Source organism: Butyricicoccus porcorum (assembly GCF_051246315.1).
GTDB lineage: Bacteria > Bacillota > Clostridia > Oscillospirales > Butyricicoccaceae > Butyricicoccus_A > Butyricicoccus_A porcorum.
Genome location: NZ_CP178353.1, coordinates 117957 through 135283, shown reverse-complemented (window position 1 = coordinate 135283; position 17327 = coordinate 117957). Strand labels below are relative to the sequence as shown.

General features: G+C 55.8%; 16 protein-coding genes and 3 tRNA genes. 16 read left to right on the top strand and 3 right to left on the bottom strand.

Annotated elements, in window-relative coordinates; translation table 11 throughout:
* Nucleotides 1-205: 205 nt before the first annotated feature.
* From csaB to ACLM7Z_RS00555, 10 genes are all read left to right on the top strand, one after another.
* Nucleotides 206-2962, top strand: coding sequence for a polysaccharide pyruvyl transferase CsaB (csaB, locus tag ACLM7Z_RS00600; protein ID WP_435645457.1), 2757 nt, complete (start codon nt 206-208; stop codon nt 2960-2962).
* Between the two features lie 422 nt (nt 2963-3384).
* Nucleotides 3385-3879, top strand: coding sequence for a 5-(carboxyamino)imidazole ribonucleotide mutase (gene purE / locus ACLM7Z_RS00595; RefSeq protein ID WP_435645456.1), 495 nt, complete (start codon nt 3385-3387; stop codon nt 3877-3879).
* A 32-nt stretch (nt 3880-3911) separates the two neighbouring features.
* Entirely contained in the window at nt 3912-4613 is a 702-nt protein-coding gene (locus ACLM7Z_RS00590) for a phosphoribosylaminoimidazolesuccinocarboxamide synthase (RefSeq protein ID WP_087017065.1), read from the top strand.
* 64 nt (nt 4614-4677) lie between these two features.
* Nucleotides 4678-6153, top strand: coding sequence for an amidophosphoribosyltransferase (purF, locus tag ACLM7Z_RS00585; protein ID WP_087017067.1), 1476 nt, complete (start codon nt 4678-4680; stop codon nt 6151-6153).
* Entirely contained in the window at nt 6146-7183 is a 1038-nt protein-coding gene (purM, locus tag ACLM7Z_RS00580) for a phosphoribosylformylglycinamidine cyclo-ligase (protein ID WP_087017069.1), read from the top strand. Before purF ends, purM begins: the two co-directional genes overlap by 8 nt.
* Nucleotides 7177-7806, top strand: coding sequence for a phosphoribosylglycinamide formyltransferase (gene purN / locus ACLM7Z_RS00575; protein ID WP_087017071.1), 630 nt, complete (start codon nt 7177-7179; stop codon nt 7804-7806). The genes purM and purN overlap by 7 nt, the downstream gene beginning before the upstream one ends.
* Before the next feature lie 33 nt (nt 7807-7839).
* The gene (locus ACLM7Z_RS00570) at nt 7840-8544 is read left to right on the top strand and encodes an IMP cyclohydrolase (RefSeq protein WP_435645455.1); all 705 of its coding nucleotides are present in this window, start codon (nt 7840-7842) and stop codon (nt 8542-8544) included.
* A gap of 20 nt (nt 8545-8564) precedes the next feature.
* Nucleotides 8565-9740 carry a phosphoribosylaminoimidazolecarboxamide formyltransferase gene (locus ACLM7Z_RS00565; protein WP_087017075.1) on the top strand — a complete coding sequence of 392 codons (1176 nt, stop codon included), beginning with the start codon at nt 8565-8567 and terminating at the stop codon, nt 9738-9740.
* 84 nt (nt 9741-9824) lie between these two features.
* Nucleotides 9825-11084 carry a phosphoribosylamine--glycine ligase gene (gene purD, locus ACLM7Z_RS00560; RefSeq protein WP_087017077.1) on the top strand — a complete coding sequence of 420 codons (1260 nt, stop codon included), beginning with the start codon at nt 9825-9827 and terminating at the stop codon, nt 11082-11084.
* Nucleotides 11085-11120: 36 nt separating this feature from the next.
* Nucleotides 11121-11651 (top strand): hypothetical protein, encoded by a 531-nt coding sequence (locus tag ACLM7Z_RS00555; RefSeq protein WP_087017080.1) that lies wholly within the window; start codon nt 11121-11123, stop codon nt 11649-11651.
* Between the two features lie 56 nt (nt 11652-11707).
* Here ACLM7Z_RS00555 and ACLM7Z_RS00550 read toward each other — a convergent pair whose 3' ends face one another.
* From ACLM7Z_RS00550 to ACLM7Z_RS00540, 3 genes are all read right to left on the bottom strand, one after another.
* Nucleotides 11708-11953 (bottom strand): hypothetical protein, encoded by a 246-nt coding sequence (locus ACLM7Z_RS00550; RefSeq protein ID WP_087017082.1) that lies wholly within the window; start codon nt 11951-11953, stop codon nt 11708-11710.
* Nucleotides 11954-12017: 64 nt separating this feature from the next.
* A tRNA-Gln gene (locus ACLM7Z_RS00545) sits at nt 12018-12091 on the bottom strand.
* A gap of 3 nt (nt 12092-12094) precedes the next feature.
* Nucleotides 12095-12168 (bottom strand) — tRNA-Gln (locus tag ACLM7Z_RS00540).
* A gap of 229 nt (nt 12169-12397) precedes the next feature.
* Between ACLM7Z_RS00540 and typA the strand changes: the two genes are divergently transcribed.
* The 6 genes from typA to ACLM7Z_RS00510 all read left to right on the top strand — a co-directional run bounded on the left by typA (nt 12398) and on the right by ACLM7Z_RS00510 (nt 17324).
* A complete protein-coding gene (gene typA / locus ACLM7Z_RS00535; RefSeq protein WP_087017084.1) occupies nt 12398-14218 on the top strand; it encodes a translational GTPase TypA in 1821 nt (606 codons plus the stop codon).
* 18 nt (nt 14219-14236) lie between these two features.
* Entirely contained in the window at nt 14237-14614 is a 378-nt protein-coding gene (locus tag ACLM7Z_RS00530) for a RidA family protein (protein WP_087017086.1), read from the top strand.
* 244 nt (nt 14615-14858) lie between these two features.
* Nucleotides 14859-14949, top strand: a tRNA-Ser gene (locus tag ACLM7Z_RS00525).
* Nucleotides 14950-15161: 212 nt separating this feature from the next.
* Nucleotides 15162-15878, top strand: coding sequence for a UMP kinase (gene pyrH, locus ACLM7Z_RS00520; protein ID WP_087017088.1), 717 nt, complete (start codon nt 15162-15164; stop codon nt 15876-15878).
* A gap of 33 nt (nt 15879-15911) precedes the next feature.
* Nucleotides 15912-16466, top strand: coding sequence for a ribosome recycling factor (gene frr / locus ACLM7Z_RS00515; RefSeq protein ID WP_087017090.1), 555 nt, complete (start codon nt 15912-15914; stop codon nt 16464-16466).
* Between the two features lie 108 nt (nt 16467-16574).
* A complete protein-coding gene (locus tag ACLM7Z_RS00510) occupies nt 16575-17324 on the top strand; it encodes an isoprenyl transferase (protein WP_087017092.1) in 750 nt (249 codons plus the stop codon).
* The last annotated feature ends 3 nt before the right edge of the window (nt 17325-17327 follow it).

Sequence of the window (17327 nt, the reverse complement as noted above, 5' to 3'; positions counted from 1 at the left end):
GTCGTCCCTCCGAGTGTCAGTATAGCAGAAAATGCGCCGAATAGGAAGGGGAGGCTGCGTTGACATTGCAGGAACGGTGTGCTATCATTTTCGTGAAAACGCATGGGAACGGTTTCTGTGCGCAGTTTTTCCGGACAGCTGTAAAACATGCAGAGAAATGCGGTTGTCTGAAGATATTTCCAGATTATTGGTAAGAGGATATTGAATGAAGATTATCCATATTATGGACGGCGGCACTGCCGGACAGGGTATGACGGGTACAGCGGCGCTGGCAGAGCAGCTCGGAGAGGGCTATGAGATTGTCCCTGTCCGGATGAAGGCGGGCGGCGTGCCAGAGGCCGTGCTGCACGGCGCGCAGCTGCTGTATTGCCACGGCGCTGTGGCAGCACGCTGCGGCAGCAGAATTGCAAAACAGCGCGGCATCCCGTTCGTGTTTGAATGCGCGGGCGAGGACGTCATGGCATATGGCAGACGGGAGTGCGCGCTGCTGCATGCGGCGGACTGCTGTGCGGCAGACGGTGCGCAGCTGGATGCGTGTATGCTGAACGGGTTGGGTGTTGACCCGGCGCGTGTGCGCGCGGTAAGTGAAACGCCGGAGCAGCTCGCGGAGCTGTACCGGCATACCGTACATATGACACAGCGGAGTGCGGACAGACGGCGCGACGGTGCGGTGATCTGCGGCGCTTATGGGCGCGGCAATGCGGGGGATGACGCGATTTTAAATGCGATCATCCATGAGCTGCATCAGGCGGATGCAGAAATGCCGGTCTATGTCACCTCCCGCCGCCCGGAGGAGACACGGTGCAGAAACGGTGTGCAGGCGTGTCATACGTTTGACTTTCCGGCACTGTGGAAGGCACTGGGACAGGCTGTACTGTTTATCAGCGGAGGCGGCAGCCTGATTCAAAACGCGACATCCCGCCGATCACTGTATTATTATCTGCTGCTGCTGTGCATGGCAAAGCTGCGCGGCTGCCGCGTGATGATGTATGGCTGCGGCATCGGGCCGGTCTACGGCGGCCTGCACCGCTGGGCAGCGGCACGCGTCATTGACAAATGCGTCGATATTATCACGCTGCGCGATGACGATTCCGTGCAGGAGCTGGCGAACATGGGGGTTTCCCATCCGCATATTGTGCGCACGGCAGACCCGACCATCTGCATCCAGCAGCTGGAATCCGGGCAGACGGAGCAGCTGTTCGCGCGGCTGGGCATCCCGGCAGACGGGCGCTATATCGGCTTTGGTCTGCGCGAATGGAAGGGGTTTGACCGCGCGGCGCCGGAAATTGCGCGCGCAGCCCAATATGCGTGGGAGACCTATGGACTGGTTCCGGTTTTTGTCCCGATTGAATACCCGCACGACTGTGACGCGGCGGAAAAAGTCATCCGCCAGTTGCATTGCCCATATTTTCTTATTTCGGAACAGATTGCCATCAATGAGACCATTTCCGTGCTCTCGCGCATGTCGCTCGTTGTCGGCATGCGGCTGCACTCACTGATTTTTGCCGTGGAAAACGGCGTGCCGAGCATCGGCATTTCCTACGACATGAAGGTCGATGGCTTTTTGAAGTCCATCGGGCGGCAGGATGTGACACTGCATGTGCAGGATGTCACGGGTGAGCAGCTGATGGAGCAGATCGACCGCTTGCAGGGCGAACAGGAACGCAGCCGCTGGAAACAGGCAGCCGGACAGCTGACTGCGGAGGAGAGCGGAAATCTGGAACAGATGCGGGCGCTGCTCGCATCCATCGCACAGCAAAGCCCGGATGCTGCTCCGGACAAACAGGGCGGATATCTTAGCAAAAGAGGATCATCTAGTGTGAAAACGAACAAAATATATCTGACCAGCCTGCATCTGAAGCATGGCGGCGTGGAGATGGTAATTTCGACGCTTGCCAACGCACTGGTGGAGCAGGGGTTTGAAGTGGAAATATTGTGTACCTATCGATTGGGTGAGCCTGTGTATCCGTTGAACGACAACGTCGTTGTGACCTATCTCACGAAGGATGCGCCGAACCGTCGGCAGTTTTCCGATGCACTGCATCAGAAAAATCCGATTCGGATTTTGCAGGAGGGTGTGCGCGCGGTCAAAATACTGTACCGCAAGCACAGCACGATGAAGCGCGCGATTCAGGCGATTTCAGACGGCACGGTCATTGCCACGCGCAATGAACATGCCATTCTGCTGTCCAAATATGGTGCGTCGCAGGTGAAAAAAATTGTACAACTGCATGCCGACCATCAGTTCGACAAAAAGCTGATTCACGATTTCCAGACAAAATACCAGAATATCGATTATTTCGTGCTGCTGACCGACCAGACTACACGGGAAATCCGTGAATTTATGCAGGGGCACAACAGCAGAATTCAGTGCTTGACCATCCCGAATTTCATCGAGCCGCCGGATATCCCGCCGGTTTCGCACAGGGAAAAACAGGTCATCGCAGCCGGACGCCTGCATGCGGACAAGGATTTTCCGTCGCTGCTGCGCATCTGGGCAAAGGTCGTTCCGACCCATCCCGACTGGATGCTGAAAATTGCGGGCGAGGGCGAGCTGGAACAGATGCTCAAACAATACGCGGCCCAGCTGAAGATACAAAACAATGTCTGTTTTACAGGCGCGCTGGAGCACCGCGTGCTGCTGACGGAAATGGCGAAATCCGCCTGCTTTGCGCTGACCTCGGTTTCAGAGAGCTTTGGACTGGTGCTGGTCGAGTCCATGTCGTGCGGCACGCCGCCGGTTGCCTTTGACATCCGTGTCGGCCCGGCGACCATTATCGAAGACAATGTCAGCGGATTCCTCGTGCCGAATCGCGACGAAGACCTGTTCGCACAGAAGCTGATTCAGCTGATTGATGACGCGGAACTGCGCGCCGCGATGAGCGGCCGCGCGACCGAACGTGCAGCGGTTTTCTATAAGGATCATGTTTTACAGCAGTGGTTGAAACTGCTGGGTGCATAATCGGCACAGGCGGGCGGCATCTGCCCGAAACGTCAGCACAAAAAGGTCAAAAACTGTCGGAAAAGCACCGCGTTCGTTGGTAAATTTTCCGAGATTTTTACAAAAGTAAAACTTTGTATTGCACAGATTACATAACTGTAATACAATAATGATATACGATCGATTCTTTCGCGGTTTGGCTGAAAGGAGCCCTGAAACACATGTTTGCTGGATATTCCGACAACATAGCTCCGTCCCTGGGCTGCGCTGTACAGCGTTTCTGCCAGGGGGATTTTTGCAGCCATTTTTCAGCGGAAAACGGTCAATGATGCAAAACAACAGCAGGACGTCGCCTTTTGTGCGCGATGTCCTGCGTTTTTGTTGCAGATGGTTTTGAATGGTTGTTCAAAAAACGGTCTGTGTACAAGAAAGAAGGAGCCTGTATGAAGAAAGTATGTATTGTCATGGGATCGGACAGCGATCTCAAGGTTATGGAGGGCTGCATCAACAAGCTGGAATCGTTCGGTGTTCCGTTTGATGTGCGCGTTATCTCTGCGCACCGCACCCCGGCGGCAGCGGAGAAGCTGGCAAAAAATGCGGCAGCGGATGGCTATGGCGTCATCATTGCGGCAGCAGGCAAGGCAGCACATCTGGGCGGCGTGCTTGCGGCATACACGACGCTGCCGGTCATCGGTGTGCCGATCAGGTCGTCGTTCATGGACGGACTGGACAGCCTGCTCTCCATGGTACAGATGCCGTCTGGCATCCCGGTCGCGACGGTAGCAGTCAACGGCGCGGACAACGCTGCCATTTTGGCGGTACAGATGCTGGCACTCGGCGATCCGTCGCTGACCAAAAAGCTTGCACAGTTCAAGGCGGACATGCAGGCGAAGGTGGAAGCAAAGGACGCGAAGGTTTCCGCCGAATACAGCAAGTAAGGCACGCGCCGGTACGGTAGGAAGTGTTGTTCATGGAGAAGAAACAGCTGCTGTATGAGGGCAGGGCCAAGCAGGTCTATGCGACCAACGACCCGGAGCTGCTCATCGCCGCGTATAAGGACAGCCGGGGAACGGCTGCCGTTCCGGGGCGGGGCGCGGTCAACAACCGCGTATCCGTCTGTCTGATGCAGATGCTGGAACGGGAGGGTGTTCCGACCCACTTCGTCGAACAGCTCTCCGACAGGGAAACCGTCATTCGGCGGGCGCACATGGTTCCGCTCAAGATCGTCGTCCGCAACGTGGCCGCAGGTTCGCTGTGTCCGCGCATCGGCCTGCCGGAGGGCACGCGGCTGCACGCTGCGATTCTGGAGTACTATTACCGCAGCGCGTCGCTGGGCGACCCGATGATAAACCGGTACCATGCGTTTGAGCTGGAGCTGTGCACCCCGGAGGAGCTGGCGGTGATCGACAGATATGCATTCCGTATCAATGATATCCTGAAGCCGTTTCTGCGCGGGCTCGGTGTTGATCTGATCGACTTCAAGCTGGAGTTCGGACGGCTGTCCGACGGAACGATTGTTCTGGCGGACGAAATCACACCGGACACCTGCCGACTGTGGGATGCGGAAACCGGCGAAAAGCTGGACAGGGATCGCTTCCGACGTGACCCCGGCGGTGCAAAGGATGTCAGTGAGGCAATCCTGCACAGGATGACCGGAGGAAATTTTATGTAATCTCGGGCGGGCAGACCCTCGCCTAAATCCACGGCAAATCTCAATTTTCGGACAAAGGGCTTATATGAAATATAAAATGAGAAAAGCAGACTGCACGCCGTTCGGCATGCAGGACAAGCTGCATGAAGAATGCGGCGTATTCGGTATCTATGTAAACGAGAAGGACGTCGACAAGATCAGTCCGGCGCATGACACGCATACCGCGCTGTTCGCACTCCAGCACAGAGGACAGGAGGCGTGTGGCATCGCGGTCAACAAAAACGGTGTCATCAAGTGCCATAAAGACCTCGGCCTGGTCAACGATGTGTTCAACCAGGAGATTCTGGACGGCATGCCGGGCACGATGGCAATCGGCCATGTCCGCTATTCCACGACCGGACTTCAGTCGCGTGAAAACGCGCAGCCGGTCTGCATCACGCACTGCAAGGGCAATCTTGCAATTGCACACAACGGCAACCTTGTCAACGCAGGCGAGCTGCGCAAGGCAATCGAGCTGGACGGCGGCATTTTCCGTTCCTCTTCGGATACAGAGGTTCTGGCGTACACCATCGTGCGCGAGCGCCTCAAATGCGGCAGCATTGAGGACGCGGTGCTCAACGCAATGTACCGCGTGCAGGGCGCATATTCGCTGCTCGTCATGTCGCCGCGCAAGCTGATCGCGGCGCGCGACCCGCATGGCTTCCGCCCGCTGGTACTCGGCAAGCTGTATGATTCGTATATCTTTGCCTCGGAGACCTGTGCGCTGGATGCACTGGGCGCGGAGTTCATCCGCGACGTCGAGCCGGGCGAGGTCATCATCATTGAGGATGGCCAGATGCGCACTATGAAGTGCGATATCCACTGCAACCACACCACTTGTGTGTTTGAGTATATTTACTTTGCCCGTCCGGATTCCGTCATCGACGGCGCTTCGGTCGCGTATGCGCGGCAGGAGGCGGGACGCTATCTGTATGAGGAAGACCCGATTGAGGCGGATGTCGTCATCGGCGTGCCGGACAGCGGTCTGACCGCTGCCATCGGTTATTCCAAGGCGTCGGGCATCCCGTATGACGTCGGTCTGATTAAGAACCGTTACATTGCCCGCACGTTCATTCAGCCGGGACAGGACAACCGCGAGCGTTCGGTACGCATCAAGCTGAATGCCCTGCGCAACAACCTCGAAGGCAAGCGCGTCGTCATGGTCGATGACTCGATTGTTCGCGGCACGACCTGTGCCCGTCTGGTCAAAATTCTGCGCGACGCAGGTGCAAAGGAAGTGCACATGCGCGTTTCCGCGCCGCCGTTCCTGCATCCGTGCTTCTTCGGCACCGATGTACCGGATCGCAAGTATCTGATTGCCTACGGCCGCACGGTCGAGGAGATCCGCGATCTGATCGGCGTTGATTCACTCGGTTATCTGTCGCTGGAAGCGACAAATAAAATAGCAGTTGGCGCAAGATGCGGCTTCTGCAACGGATGCTTCAGCGGAGAATATCCGATTGAGGTTCCGGACACCATCGAAAAGAATATATTTGAAAGTGGGATTGGAGAAAATGCTTAACAGCCGTTCTGAAAGTTACAAGGCAGCCGGTGTCGACGTTACCGCCGGCTATGAAGCTGTCAAAAAAATGAAGCCGTTTGTCGAGAGCACCTACATTCCGGGCGTCCTCGGTTCCATCGGCGGCTTCGGCGGCATGTTTGAGCCGCCGGTACAGGGCATGAAGCGCCCGATTCTGGTTTCCGGCACCGACGGCGTCGGAACCAAGCTCAAGCTGGCCTTCCTGATGGACAAGCATGACACCGTGGGCATCGACTGCGTTGCGATGTGTGTCAACGATATCGCATGCTGCGGCGCACAGCCGCTGTTCTTCCTCGACTACATCGCAGTCGGCAAGAACTATCCGGAGCGCATCGCAGAGCTGGTCAGCGGCATCGCAGAGGGCTGCCGTCAGGCAGGCTGCGCACTGGTCGGCGGAGAGACCGCGGAAATGCCGGGCTTCTATCCGGTGGACGAGTACGATATGGCGGGCTTCTCTGTCGGCATCATCGACCACGACAAGATGATTGACGGCTCGAAGCTGGCAGCCGGCGACGTCCTCATCGGTGTAGCGTCCTCCGGCGTACATTCCAACGGTTATTCGCTCGTACGCAAGACGCTGGGAATCAATGAAAAGTCCGTCCGCCGCTATATTGCCGAGTTCGGCAAGACGCTGGGCGAAGAGCTGCTGACCCCGACCAAGATCTATGTCAAAACCATCCAGTCGCTCATCAAGGCAGTCGATGTCAAGGCGATGAGCCATATCACGGGCGGCGGATTCTATGAAAACATTCCGCGCATGCTGCCGGACAACATCTCCGTCTTTATTGAGAAGGGCGCGCTGCCGACCCCGCCGATCTTCGACCTGATCGCCAAGACCGGCAACATCCCGGAGCGCGACATGTACAATACGTTCAACATGGGTGCAGGCCTCGTCGTTGCCGTTCCGGCTGACCAGGCGGAAAAGGCACTTCAGGCAATCGCTGAGGCGGGCGAGACCGGCTACATCATCGGCGAGTGCAGAAACGGCGAGAAGGAAGTTCAGTTATGGTAAATATCGCAGTCCTGGTTTCCGGCGGCGGTACGAATTTACAGGCAATTCTGGATGCGCAGGCGCGCGGCGAGATCAAAAACGGCCGCGTGCGCGCAGTCATTTCGTCCAACGAAAGCGCGTATGCACTGGAGCGCGCCAGAAATGCGGGCGTTCCGGGTTATGTCATGAAAAAGCGGGATTATGCGTCCGGCGCAGAGTACTGTGCCGCGCTGGCGCGGTTCCTGCACGAAAAGGATGTGGAGCTGGTCGTGCTGGCGGGCTTCATGACCGTGCTGGACGAGGGCTTCTGCCGTGAGTTTGAAAACCGCATCATCAATGTGCATCCGTCGCTCATCCCGTCGTTCTGCGGCGATGGCTATTACGGTCTGCATGTGCATGAGGCGGCACTGCGCAAGGGCGTGAAGGTCACGGGTGCAACCGTGCACTTCGTCAACGCCATTACCGACGGCGGCCCGATTATCGCACAGAAGGCAGTTGAGGTACTGCCGGGCGACACGCCGGAGGTGCTCCAGAAGCGTGTTATGGCACAGGCGGAGCATGTGCTCCTGCCGCATGTGGTCTCCCTGTTCTGTGAGGGAAGACTGTCGGTATCGGACGACGGTATCGTCACGATTTCGGAATAAATCCGCAATTTCGAGTAAAGGAAGACATATTTCATGGAAATTTTTGATCTTGCAGCGCAGCTTCGCGCGAACAGCTATCCTGGCCGCGGCATCGTGCTCGGCCGCAGCGCGGACAACAAGTCTGCGGTGATTGCATATTTTATCATGGGCCGCAGCGAAAACAGCCGCAACCGCATCTTTACGGAGACCGAGGACGGCATCCGCACGGAGGCATTTGATCCGTCCAAGATGGTCGATCCGTCGCTGATTATCTATCAACCGGTTCGTGCGTTCAACGGTGCGACCATCGTCACCAACGGCGACCAGACCGACACCGTCCGCGACGGCCTTGCAGCTGGCAAGAGCTACATCGAGGCACTGCGTACCCGCCAGTTTGAGCCGGATGGCCCGAACTATACCCCGCGCATCTCCGGCATCGTGGAGCCGGACGGCGCCTATGAGCTGTCCATCCTCAAGAGCTTCGACGGCGATCCGGCCTGCAACAAGCGTTTCTTCTTTGAGTATGACGCACCGCGCGCCGGTCTGGGTCATTTCATCCACACCTATATGGGTGACGGCTCGCCGCTGCCGTCTTTCGAGGGCGAACCGGAGACCGTCCGCATCGAGGGCGATCTGGAGTCGTTTACCGATCTGGTATGGGAGAACCTCAACGAGGACAACAAGGTTTCGCTGTACGTCAGCTTCATCGACCTGGAGACCGGCAAGGCATCCAGCGTAATCCGCAACAAGCATTGCTGAAAACGGGAGGAAATGGAATTATGACAGAACTCGAATTGAAATACGGCTGTAACCCGAATCAGAAGCCGTCCCGCATTTATATGAAGGAAGGCGAGCTGCCGATCACTGTGCTCAACGGCAAGCCGGGCTACATCAACTTTATGGATGCCTTCAACAGCTGGCAGCTGGTGCGTGAGCTGAAGGCCGCAACCGGCATGCCGTCCGCCGCTTCGTTCAAGCACGTCAGTCCGGCAGGTGCTGCCATCGGCACGCCGCTGTCCGACGTCGAGAAGCAGATTTATTTTGTCGATACTGACGAGGAGCTTTCCCCGATTGCCTGTGCGTACATCCGCGCCCGCGGCGCAGACCGCCTGTGCTCCTACGGTGACTGGGTTGCTCTGTCCGACGAGTGTGACGCGCAGACCGCAGCATATCTGAAGGGCGAGGTTTCTGACGGCATCATTGCACCGTCTTATTCGGATGAGGCGCTGGAGATTCTTAAAAGCAAGCGCGGCGGCCGTTACACGGTCATCCAGATTGACCCGGCATATGAGCCGGCAGCAATCGAGCGCCGTGAAATCTTCGGCATTACGTTCGAGCAGGGACATAACAATCTCAAGATCGATGCGGACATGCTGACCAACATCGTAACCGAGAACAAGGAGCTGCCGGAACAGGCAAAGCTCGATATGATTGTATCGCTGATTACGCTGAAGTACACCCAGTCCAACTCCGTCTGCTACGTCAAGAACGGCCAGACCATCGGTGTTGGTGCGGGCCAGCAGAGCCGCATCCATTGTACCCGTCTGGCAGGAAACAAGGCGGACAACTGGTTCCTGCGTCATCATCCGAAGGTACTCGGCTTGCAGTTTGTCGACGGCATCCGCCGTCCGGACCGCGACAACGCGATTGACATCTATATTTCCGACGAGTATGAGGACGTTCTGGCAGAGGGCGTATGGCAGACCAAGTTCAAGGTCAAGCCGGAGCCGCTGACCGCAGAGGAGAAGAAGGCATGGGTTGCAACCCAGTCCGGCGTCACCGTCGGTTCGGATGCATTCTTCCCGTTTGGCGACAATGTCGAGCGCGCAAAGAAGTCCGGTGTCGCATACATCGCACAGCCGGGCGGCTCGATCCGCGATGACAATGTCATTGAGACCTGCAATAAGTATGGCATCGTGATGTCGTTCACCGGCATCCGCCTGTTCCATCACTGATTGAAACAAAACCGTGACAACAAAGTCAGGTGCGCCGGGGTCGGCGTGCCTGGCTTTTGGCGGTATATAGAGGAGGATTTCCATATGAAGGTTCTGGTTATCGGCGGCGGCGGACGCGAGCATGCAGTCTGCATGACGCTGGCAAAAAGCCCGAAGGTAGATAAAATCTGGTGCGCACCGGGCAACGGCGGCATTGCCGACATTGCGGAGTGTGTCAACATCAAGGCGACCGACATCGACGGTGTCGTTGCATTCTCGAAGGAGAACAAGCCGGATCTGGTTGTCGTTACGCCGGATGATCCGCTCGCACTGGGCATGGTCGACGCGCTGGAGGCGGAGGGCATCCGTGCCTTTGGCCCGCGCAAAAATGCGGCGATCATCGAGGGCTCCAAGTCGTTTGCAAAGGATTTGATGCACAAATATAACATCCCGACGGCGGGCTATGCAGTATTTGAAAACAGCGACGAGGCGATTGCATATATTAAGGAGAACGGCGCGCCGATCGTCATCAAGGCGGACGGCCTTGCGCTCGGCAAGGGCGTCACGGTTGCCATGACTGAGGACGAGGCAATTGCAGCCGTACATGACGCGATTGACGGCGGCCGCTTCGGCGGCGCGGGTGCGCGTGTTGTCATCGAGGAATTCCTCACCGGCCCGGAGGTCTCCGTGCTGGCATTTGTCGACGGCGAGCACCTGTCCACCATGCCGTCGGCACAGGATCACAAGCGCGCTTACGACAACGACGAAGGCCCGAACACCGGTGGTATGGGCGCATTTTCTCCGTCCCGCTTCTATACGGATGACATTGCGCAGACCTGCATGGATACCATCTTCAAGCCGACGGTTGCTGCAATGAAGGCGGAAGGCCGTCCGTTCAGCGGCGTGCTGTATTTCGGTCTGATGCTGACTCCGAAGGGGCCGAAGGTCATCGAGTACAATGCGCGCTTCGGCGACCCGGAGACGCAGGCAGTTCTGTGCCGTCTGGAAAGTGACCTGTTTGACATTATGAATGCGGTCATCGACGGCAAGCTGGATGAAATGGATATCAAGTGGGCAGACAATGCGGCGTGCTGTGTTGTCATGGCGTCCGGCGGCTATCCGCTTGCCTATGAAAAGGGCAAGGAAATTACCGGCATGGACAACGTCACCGAGTCGATTGTGTTCCATGCGGGCACGGCGCGTACCGATGACGGCAAAATCGTCACCAGCGGCGGCCGCGTGCTCGGCGTGACGGCGACAGCGGCGACGCTCGATGAGGCCATCAGAAAGGCATATGCCGATGTGGAAAAGATCCACTTTGAAAAGGCACATATCCGCCACGATATCGGCATTAAAAAGGGCTGAGAGACCCAAAATTAACTTAGAGTGAAGGTGAAAGCAATGGAAGAAACCAAGCAGCGCGTGCTTGCCTGCATGGCAGACGTCATCAAGCAGAACGGATTCCGCACGGAATTTTTTGACGGCAAGGACGGCAATCCGGCGATGACGCGGGTAGAACTGGTCAAGCAGGGCAAGGTACAGCAGGATGTCATCATCGACATGTGGTTCCCGCCCGCAAAGATGGCGCGCGAGGAAACCGCACTGTTCCAGATGCATGCGACCCTCCTTCAGATTGATCCGAAGGGCATGGAGCGCAACCTGCCGGAGCTGAAGCGTGCGATTTTCTACAGTAATAATTTCTGCACCATCGGCCAGTTCGGCCTGTACGAAGAGGACGGCGTGATTTATATGCGCCATAACATCGTGCTCAACATGCAGGATGACCTCGAGCGCATGGTGACCGATATCTGTGATTATTTCTCACTGATGCTGTCCGGCATCCAGCGCTTTGTCGATGCGCTGGCACAGATCGCGATGGGTGCGGCAAATATAGAAGTCGCAAAGGAAATGGATCTTCTGCCAAACATCTGATTGCGTTGCATACAAAAGCAAAACCGCTCCGGAGCTTCCGGGGCGGTTTTTTCGTGTCAGTTCAGTTCTACATAGCCGACAATCATCCCGCTGATGCCGTCGGCTTCGTCCTCCAGCTCGAGGACTTCGGCAAATTCGCGCCCGTCGCGCGTGTGGTAGTTGGGCTGGCCATCGTCGAAAATCACGCAGCCGTTTTCCAGCCGCAGCCCGCAGGTATCTCCGTCGAAAATACCGCTCAGAACCGGCTCGCCGTTCAGCGGGCGCAGGCCGGTGTGTTCGTCTGCAATCATCATGCGCGGCATAGGGAGGCCTCCTTTTCACAGGGATAAAGAAAAACCGCTCAGAGGATTCTGAGCGGTCAGATTCTGGTTGCCGAAGAAGGATTCGAACCCTCACAAACAGAGTCAGAGTCTGTCGTGCTACCCTTACACAATTCGGCAATATGGTTGCCGAAGAAGGATTCGAACCCTCACAAACAGAGTCAGAGTCTGTCGTGCTACCCTTACACAATTCGGCAATATTGGTTGCTGTGCTCTCGTGAACCAGCGAATATTATTATACGCACAATCCGACTGCTTGTCAAGAAAAAGTTTAAAAATATTTCTGAAAAAAATGCACAAAAACAGGCGAAATTTTGACGATATCGGAGATAGAAAAAGCATAGTATACGGGGTATAATAAGATACGTATAAAAATCAACGAAATTATTTTAATATTCGCATTTGTTTTGCGTTTGGAGGATCTTCATGGTCAGAAATGATTTGAGAAACATTGCAATTATCGCACACGTCGACCACGGCAAGACGACGCTGGTTGACCAGATGCTCAAGCAGGGCGGCGCATTCCGCAAGAACCAGGTTGTGGAAGAGCGCGTCATGGACAGCAACGATCTCGAAAGAGAGCGCGGCATTACCATTCTTGCAAAGAATACATCGGTACACTACAAGGATACCAAGATCAATATTGTTGACACCCCGGGACATGCGGACTTCTCCGGCGAGGTCGAGCGTATCCTGAAGATGGTAGACGGCGTTATTCTGCTGGTCGATGCCTTTGAGGGACCGATGCCGCAGACCCGCTTCGTGTTGGAAAAGGCACTGGAATTCGGCCACAAAATTATCATCGTTATCAATAAGATTGACCGTCCGGATGCGCGTCTGTCCGATGTCGGCGACGAAGTCCTCGAGCTGCTGCTGACACTGGATGCCAATGATGAGCAGCTGGACAGCCCGATTCTGTACTGCTCCGGCCGTGACGGCACGGCAAGCCTGTCTCCGAATATCCCGGGTGAAGACCTGACCCCGCTGTTTGAGACCATTCTGAACCACATCCCGGCGCCGCATGTCGACACCGAGGGCGACCTTCAGATGCTGGTTTCTTCCATCGATTACAACGATTATGTCGGTAGAATTGCCATCGGCCGTGTCGAGCGCGGCACGATGCATGTCGGTCAGGACGTGACGGTCTGCAATTACAACAAGCATACCGATCCGTACAAGGCGAAGATTGCGTCGATGTACACCATCGACAGCCTCGGACATACACCGGTTGAGGACATTTCCGCAGGTGATATCGTCTGTGTTTCCGGCATCGAAAATGTTACCATCGGCGATACGCTGTGCGCACCGGAAAATCCGAAGCCGCTGCCGTTCGTCAAGATTTCCGAGCCGACGGTTGAGATGTATTTTTCCGTCAACGACTCCCCGTTTGCGGGCCGTGAGGGCAAATATGTCACCTCCCGCCAGCTGCGCGAGCGCCTGCACCGTGAACTGCTCAAGGATGTCTCGCTCCGCGTACATGAGACCGAAAACACGGATACCTTCCGCGTTGCGGGCCGCGGCGAGATGCATTTGTCCATCCTGATCGAAACCCTGCGCCGTGAGGGCTATGAATTCCAGGTTGGTGCACCGCGTGCGCTGTATAAGATTATTGATGGCAAGCGCTATGAGCCGATTGAGCGCATGGTTGCGGACGTACCGGCAGATGCACTCGGCTCTGTTATGGAGAAGATGGGTGCGCGCAAGGGCGAACTCCAGCATATGGCACCGCAGGGCGACCGCATGCGTGTCGAGTTCCTGGTTCCGGCGCGCGGCCTGTTCGGCTATAAGAACGAATTTTTGACCGATACCAAGGGCGAGGGCATTCTGAGCTCGGTATTTTATGATTACCAGCCGTACAAGGGCGAGATTTCCAAGCGTTCCACCGGTTCGCTGATCGCATTTGAGACCGGTACGGCAGTCGCTTACGGTCTGTTCAATGCGCAGGAGCGCGGCCAGCTGTTTATTGGCGCAGGCACGGAAGTATATGAAGGCATGATTGTCGGCGTATCCCCGAAGAATGAGGATATGGCGGTCAATGTCTGCAAGAAGAAGCAGCTCACCAACATGCGTGCATCCGGTTCGGACGATGCCCTGCGCCTCGTTCCGCCGCGCATCATGTCGATTGAGGAAGCAATGGAGTTCATCGGTGAGGATGAGCTGATTGAAATCACGCCGAAGAGCGTTCGCATGCGCAAGGCAATTCTGTCCAATACCGAGCGTATGAAGAAGGCAAAGGGCGGCAAGTAACGAGAGGAGATGCGCGAAATGAAAAAGGTAATTTCCACCCCGAAGGCACCGGCAGCAATTGGCCCGTATTCGCAGGCGATTGAGACCGAGGGCTATCTGTTCACCTCCGGCCAGATTCCGATCAATCCGGCAACCGGCGAGGTCGAGGGAACAACCATCGAGGAACAGGCAGAACAGGTCATGCAGAACATCGGCGCGATTCTGGAAGAAGCTGGTCTGACGTTTGCAAATGTCGTGAAGACCACCTGTTTTCTGGCTGATCTTGCGGATTTCGCCGCATTCAACGCAGTTTATGCGAAGTATTTCCCGGAAGCGGCTCCGGCACGCTCCTGCTTCGCAGTGGCAGGCCTGCCGAAGGGCGCAAAGCTCGAGGTAGAGACCATCTGCATCAAGTAATCCGAACAAAAGCCGGCTGTATGTGCAGCCGGCTTTTTCTGTCAGGTGGAAGCTTTTTCTGTCAGGTGGAAGATGATGGAGAATATTCTGTAAAACTGGCATTTCACTCAAGAATCGGGTATTTTAGATGCGAAAAAAGATAAAAATAAAATTTTTAAAAAAATTCAAAAAAACTCTTGACGAAAACGGGAAGATTGGATATAATATTACCTGTCGCTGAGAGAAAACGACAAAAACCGAAGATGGAGAGTTGGCTGAGTGGTCGAAGGCGCACGACTGGAAATCGTGTGTGCGTGATGAGCGTACCCAGGGTTCAAATCCCTGACTCTCCGCCATTGAAACCCCGAAAAGCTTGCTTTTCGGGGTTTTTGTTTTGCCGAAAACCAGCGTCGCGTCCGGGAAGAAGAATTCTGCCCGTGCAAGGGAGGTTTTTGCCGGAAACCGTTTGCAATCTGTACGGCAATCATGTATGATATAGAATGAAAAACAATACAGGGTTTTACTTTGCAGCCTGATTCAAACAAATCGCACATGGAGGAAATAGTTTATGGATACACCGAAGTATAAACGTGTTTTGATTAAGATCAGCGGCGAGGCACTGGCGGGCGATAAGAAATTCGGCCTGAATTTCGACGTCATCGGGCCGGTATGCGATGTCATTCAGAGATGCGTTGAAATCGGTACACAGGTCGGCATTGTTGTCGGCGGCGGCAACTTCTGGCGCGGCGTCAAGGACGGCGGCGGAAAGATGGAGCGCTCCCGCGCGGACCACATGGGCATGTTGGCCACCACCATCAACTCTTTGGCACTGGCGGATGCGCTGGAGCAGCGCGGCGTCGATGTGCGCGTACAGACCGCCATTGAGATGCGCCAGATTGCAGAGCCATATATCCGCAGCAAGGCAACCCGTCATCTGGAAAAGGGCCGCGTTGTCATCTTCGGCTGCGGCACCGGCAACCCGTATTTCTCTACCGACACGGCAGCAGCGCTGCGTGCGGCAGAAATCAATGCAGACATCATTCTGCTGGCGAAGAACATCGACGGCGTATATGATTCCGACCCGGCGGTCAATCCGGATGCGAAGAAGTATGACCAGTTGTCCTATATGGATGTGCTCAAGGAGCGTCTCGGCGTCATGGACACCACGGCGACCAGCCTGTCGATGGACAACAGCATTCCGGTTCTCGTGTTCGCACTGAAGGACCCGGAGAACATCTACCGCGCCGTTCTGGGCGAGGATATCGGTACACTGGTAAAGGTATAAATTGATTCCAAACAGAGAGAGGAGTTTGACGATATGAAACCCGAGATGAAACCGTTTGAAAGCAAGATGCAGAAGACGCTGGACGTTCTGGATTCCAATCTGGCAGGCATCCGCGCAGGCAGAGCCAATGCAGGCGTGCTCAACAAGATCAATGTGGACTATTATGGTGCCGCAAGCCCGATTTCCCAGGTCGCTGCGATTTCTTCCCCTGACCCGCGCACGCTGACCATTCAGCCGTGGGACGCATCCCTGCTCAAGGAGATTACCAAGGCCATTCAGACCTCTGATATCGGCATCAACCCGCAGAACGATGGCAAGGTCATTCGCCTGACCTTCCCGCCGCTGACGGAGGAGCGCCGTAAGGAGCTCATCAAGCAGGTTTCCAAGGAAGGCGAGGCTTCCAAGGTTGCCATCCGGAATATCCGCCGCGATGCAATGGATAAGTGGAAGGCTGCAAAGAAGAAGTCCGAGATGACGGAGGATGAGCTGAAGGACGCCGAGAAGGAGATGCAGAAGCTGACGGATAAATATATCAAGCAGATCGATGCTACGACGGTGAAGAAGTCGGAAGAGCTGAAGTCTGTCTGACACGCATTTGCTACACGTTCGGGACATGTGGGCGGCTGGAGAGCAGCCGCCCATATCGCGTATTCAGCGGATTCATGCCTGAAAAGGAAAGGTCGGTGTTATAGTAGCGTGGCGTTGTTCAATATACTGAAAAAAGACGCAGAGCAGCCGCAGGAACGTCCGGTTCCGCAGCATATCGCTGTGATTATGGACGGCAATGGGCGATGGGCGAAAAAGCGCGGCCTGCCGCGCACAGCGGGACACAAGGTCGGTGCGGAAACCTTCCGCACGATTGCCACATACTGCAAGGATATTGGCGTCAAATACTTTACCGTGTATGCGTTTTCCACGGAAAACTGGAAGCGCCCGGCGGAGGAAGTAGAAACCCTGATGAACCTGTTCCGCCGGTATCTCAGGGAAGCGATTGATACAATGGCGGAAAACAATGTCGCCGTGCAGGTGCTGGGCGATCTGTCCGTGCTGCCGGAGGATATCCGCGCCCTCATCGACGAATGCAACGAGGCGGCGGCAAAGCTGGAACATCCGGCAATTGCCAGCCTGTGCATCAATTACGGCGGGCGAGATGAAATCAAAAATGCCGTGCGCGCGATTGCAAGGCGCGTACAGGCAGGCGAGCTTGCACCGGAGGACATCACGGAGGACACGGTTTCCGAAAGCCTGTACACGGCGCATATGCCCGACCCGGATCTGATTATCCGTCCGAGCGGTGAGATTCGCATTTCTAATTTCCTGCTGTGGCAGGCTGCGTATGCGGAGTTTTATTTCACCGATGTTCTGTGGCCGGACTTCAAGCCGGAGCATCTGGAACAGGCAATTGAAAGCTATAATGGAAGACAGAGAAGGTTCGGAGGCGTTTAAAAG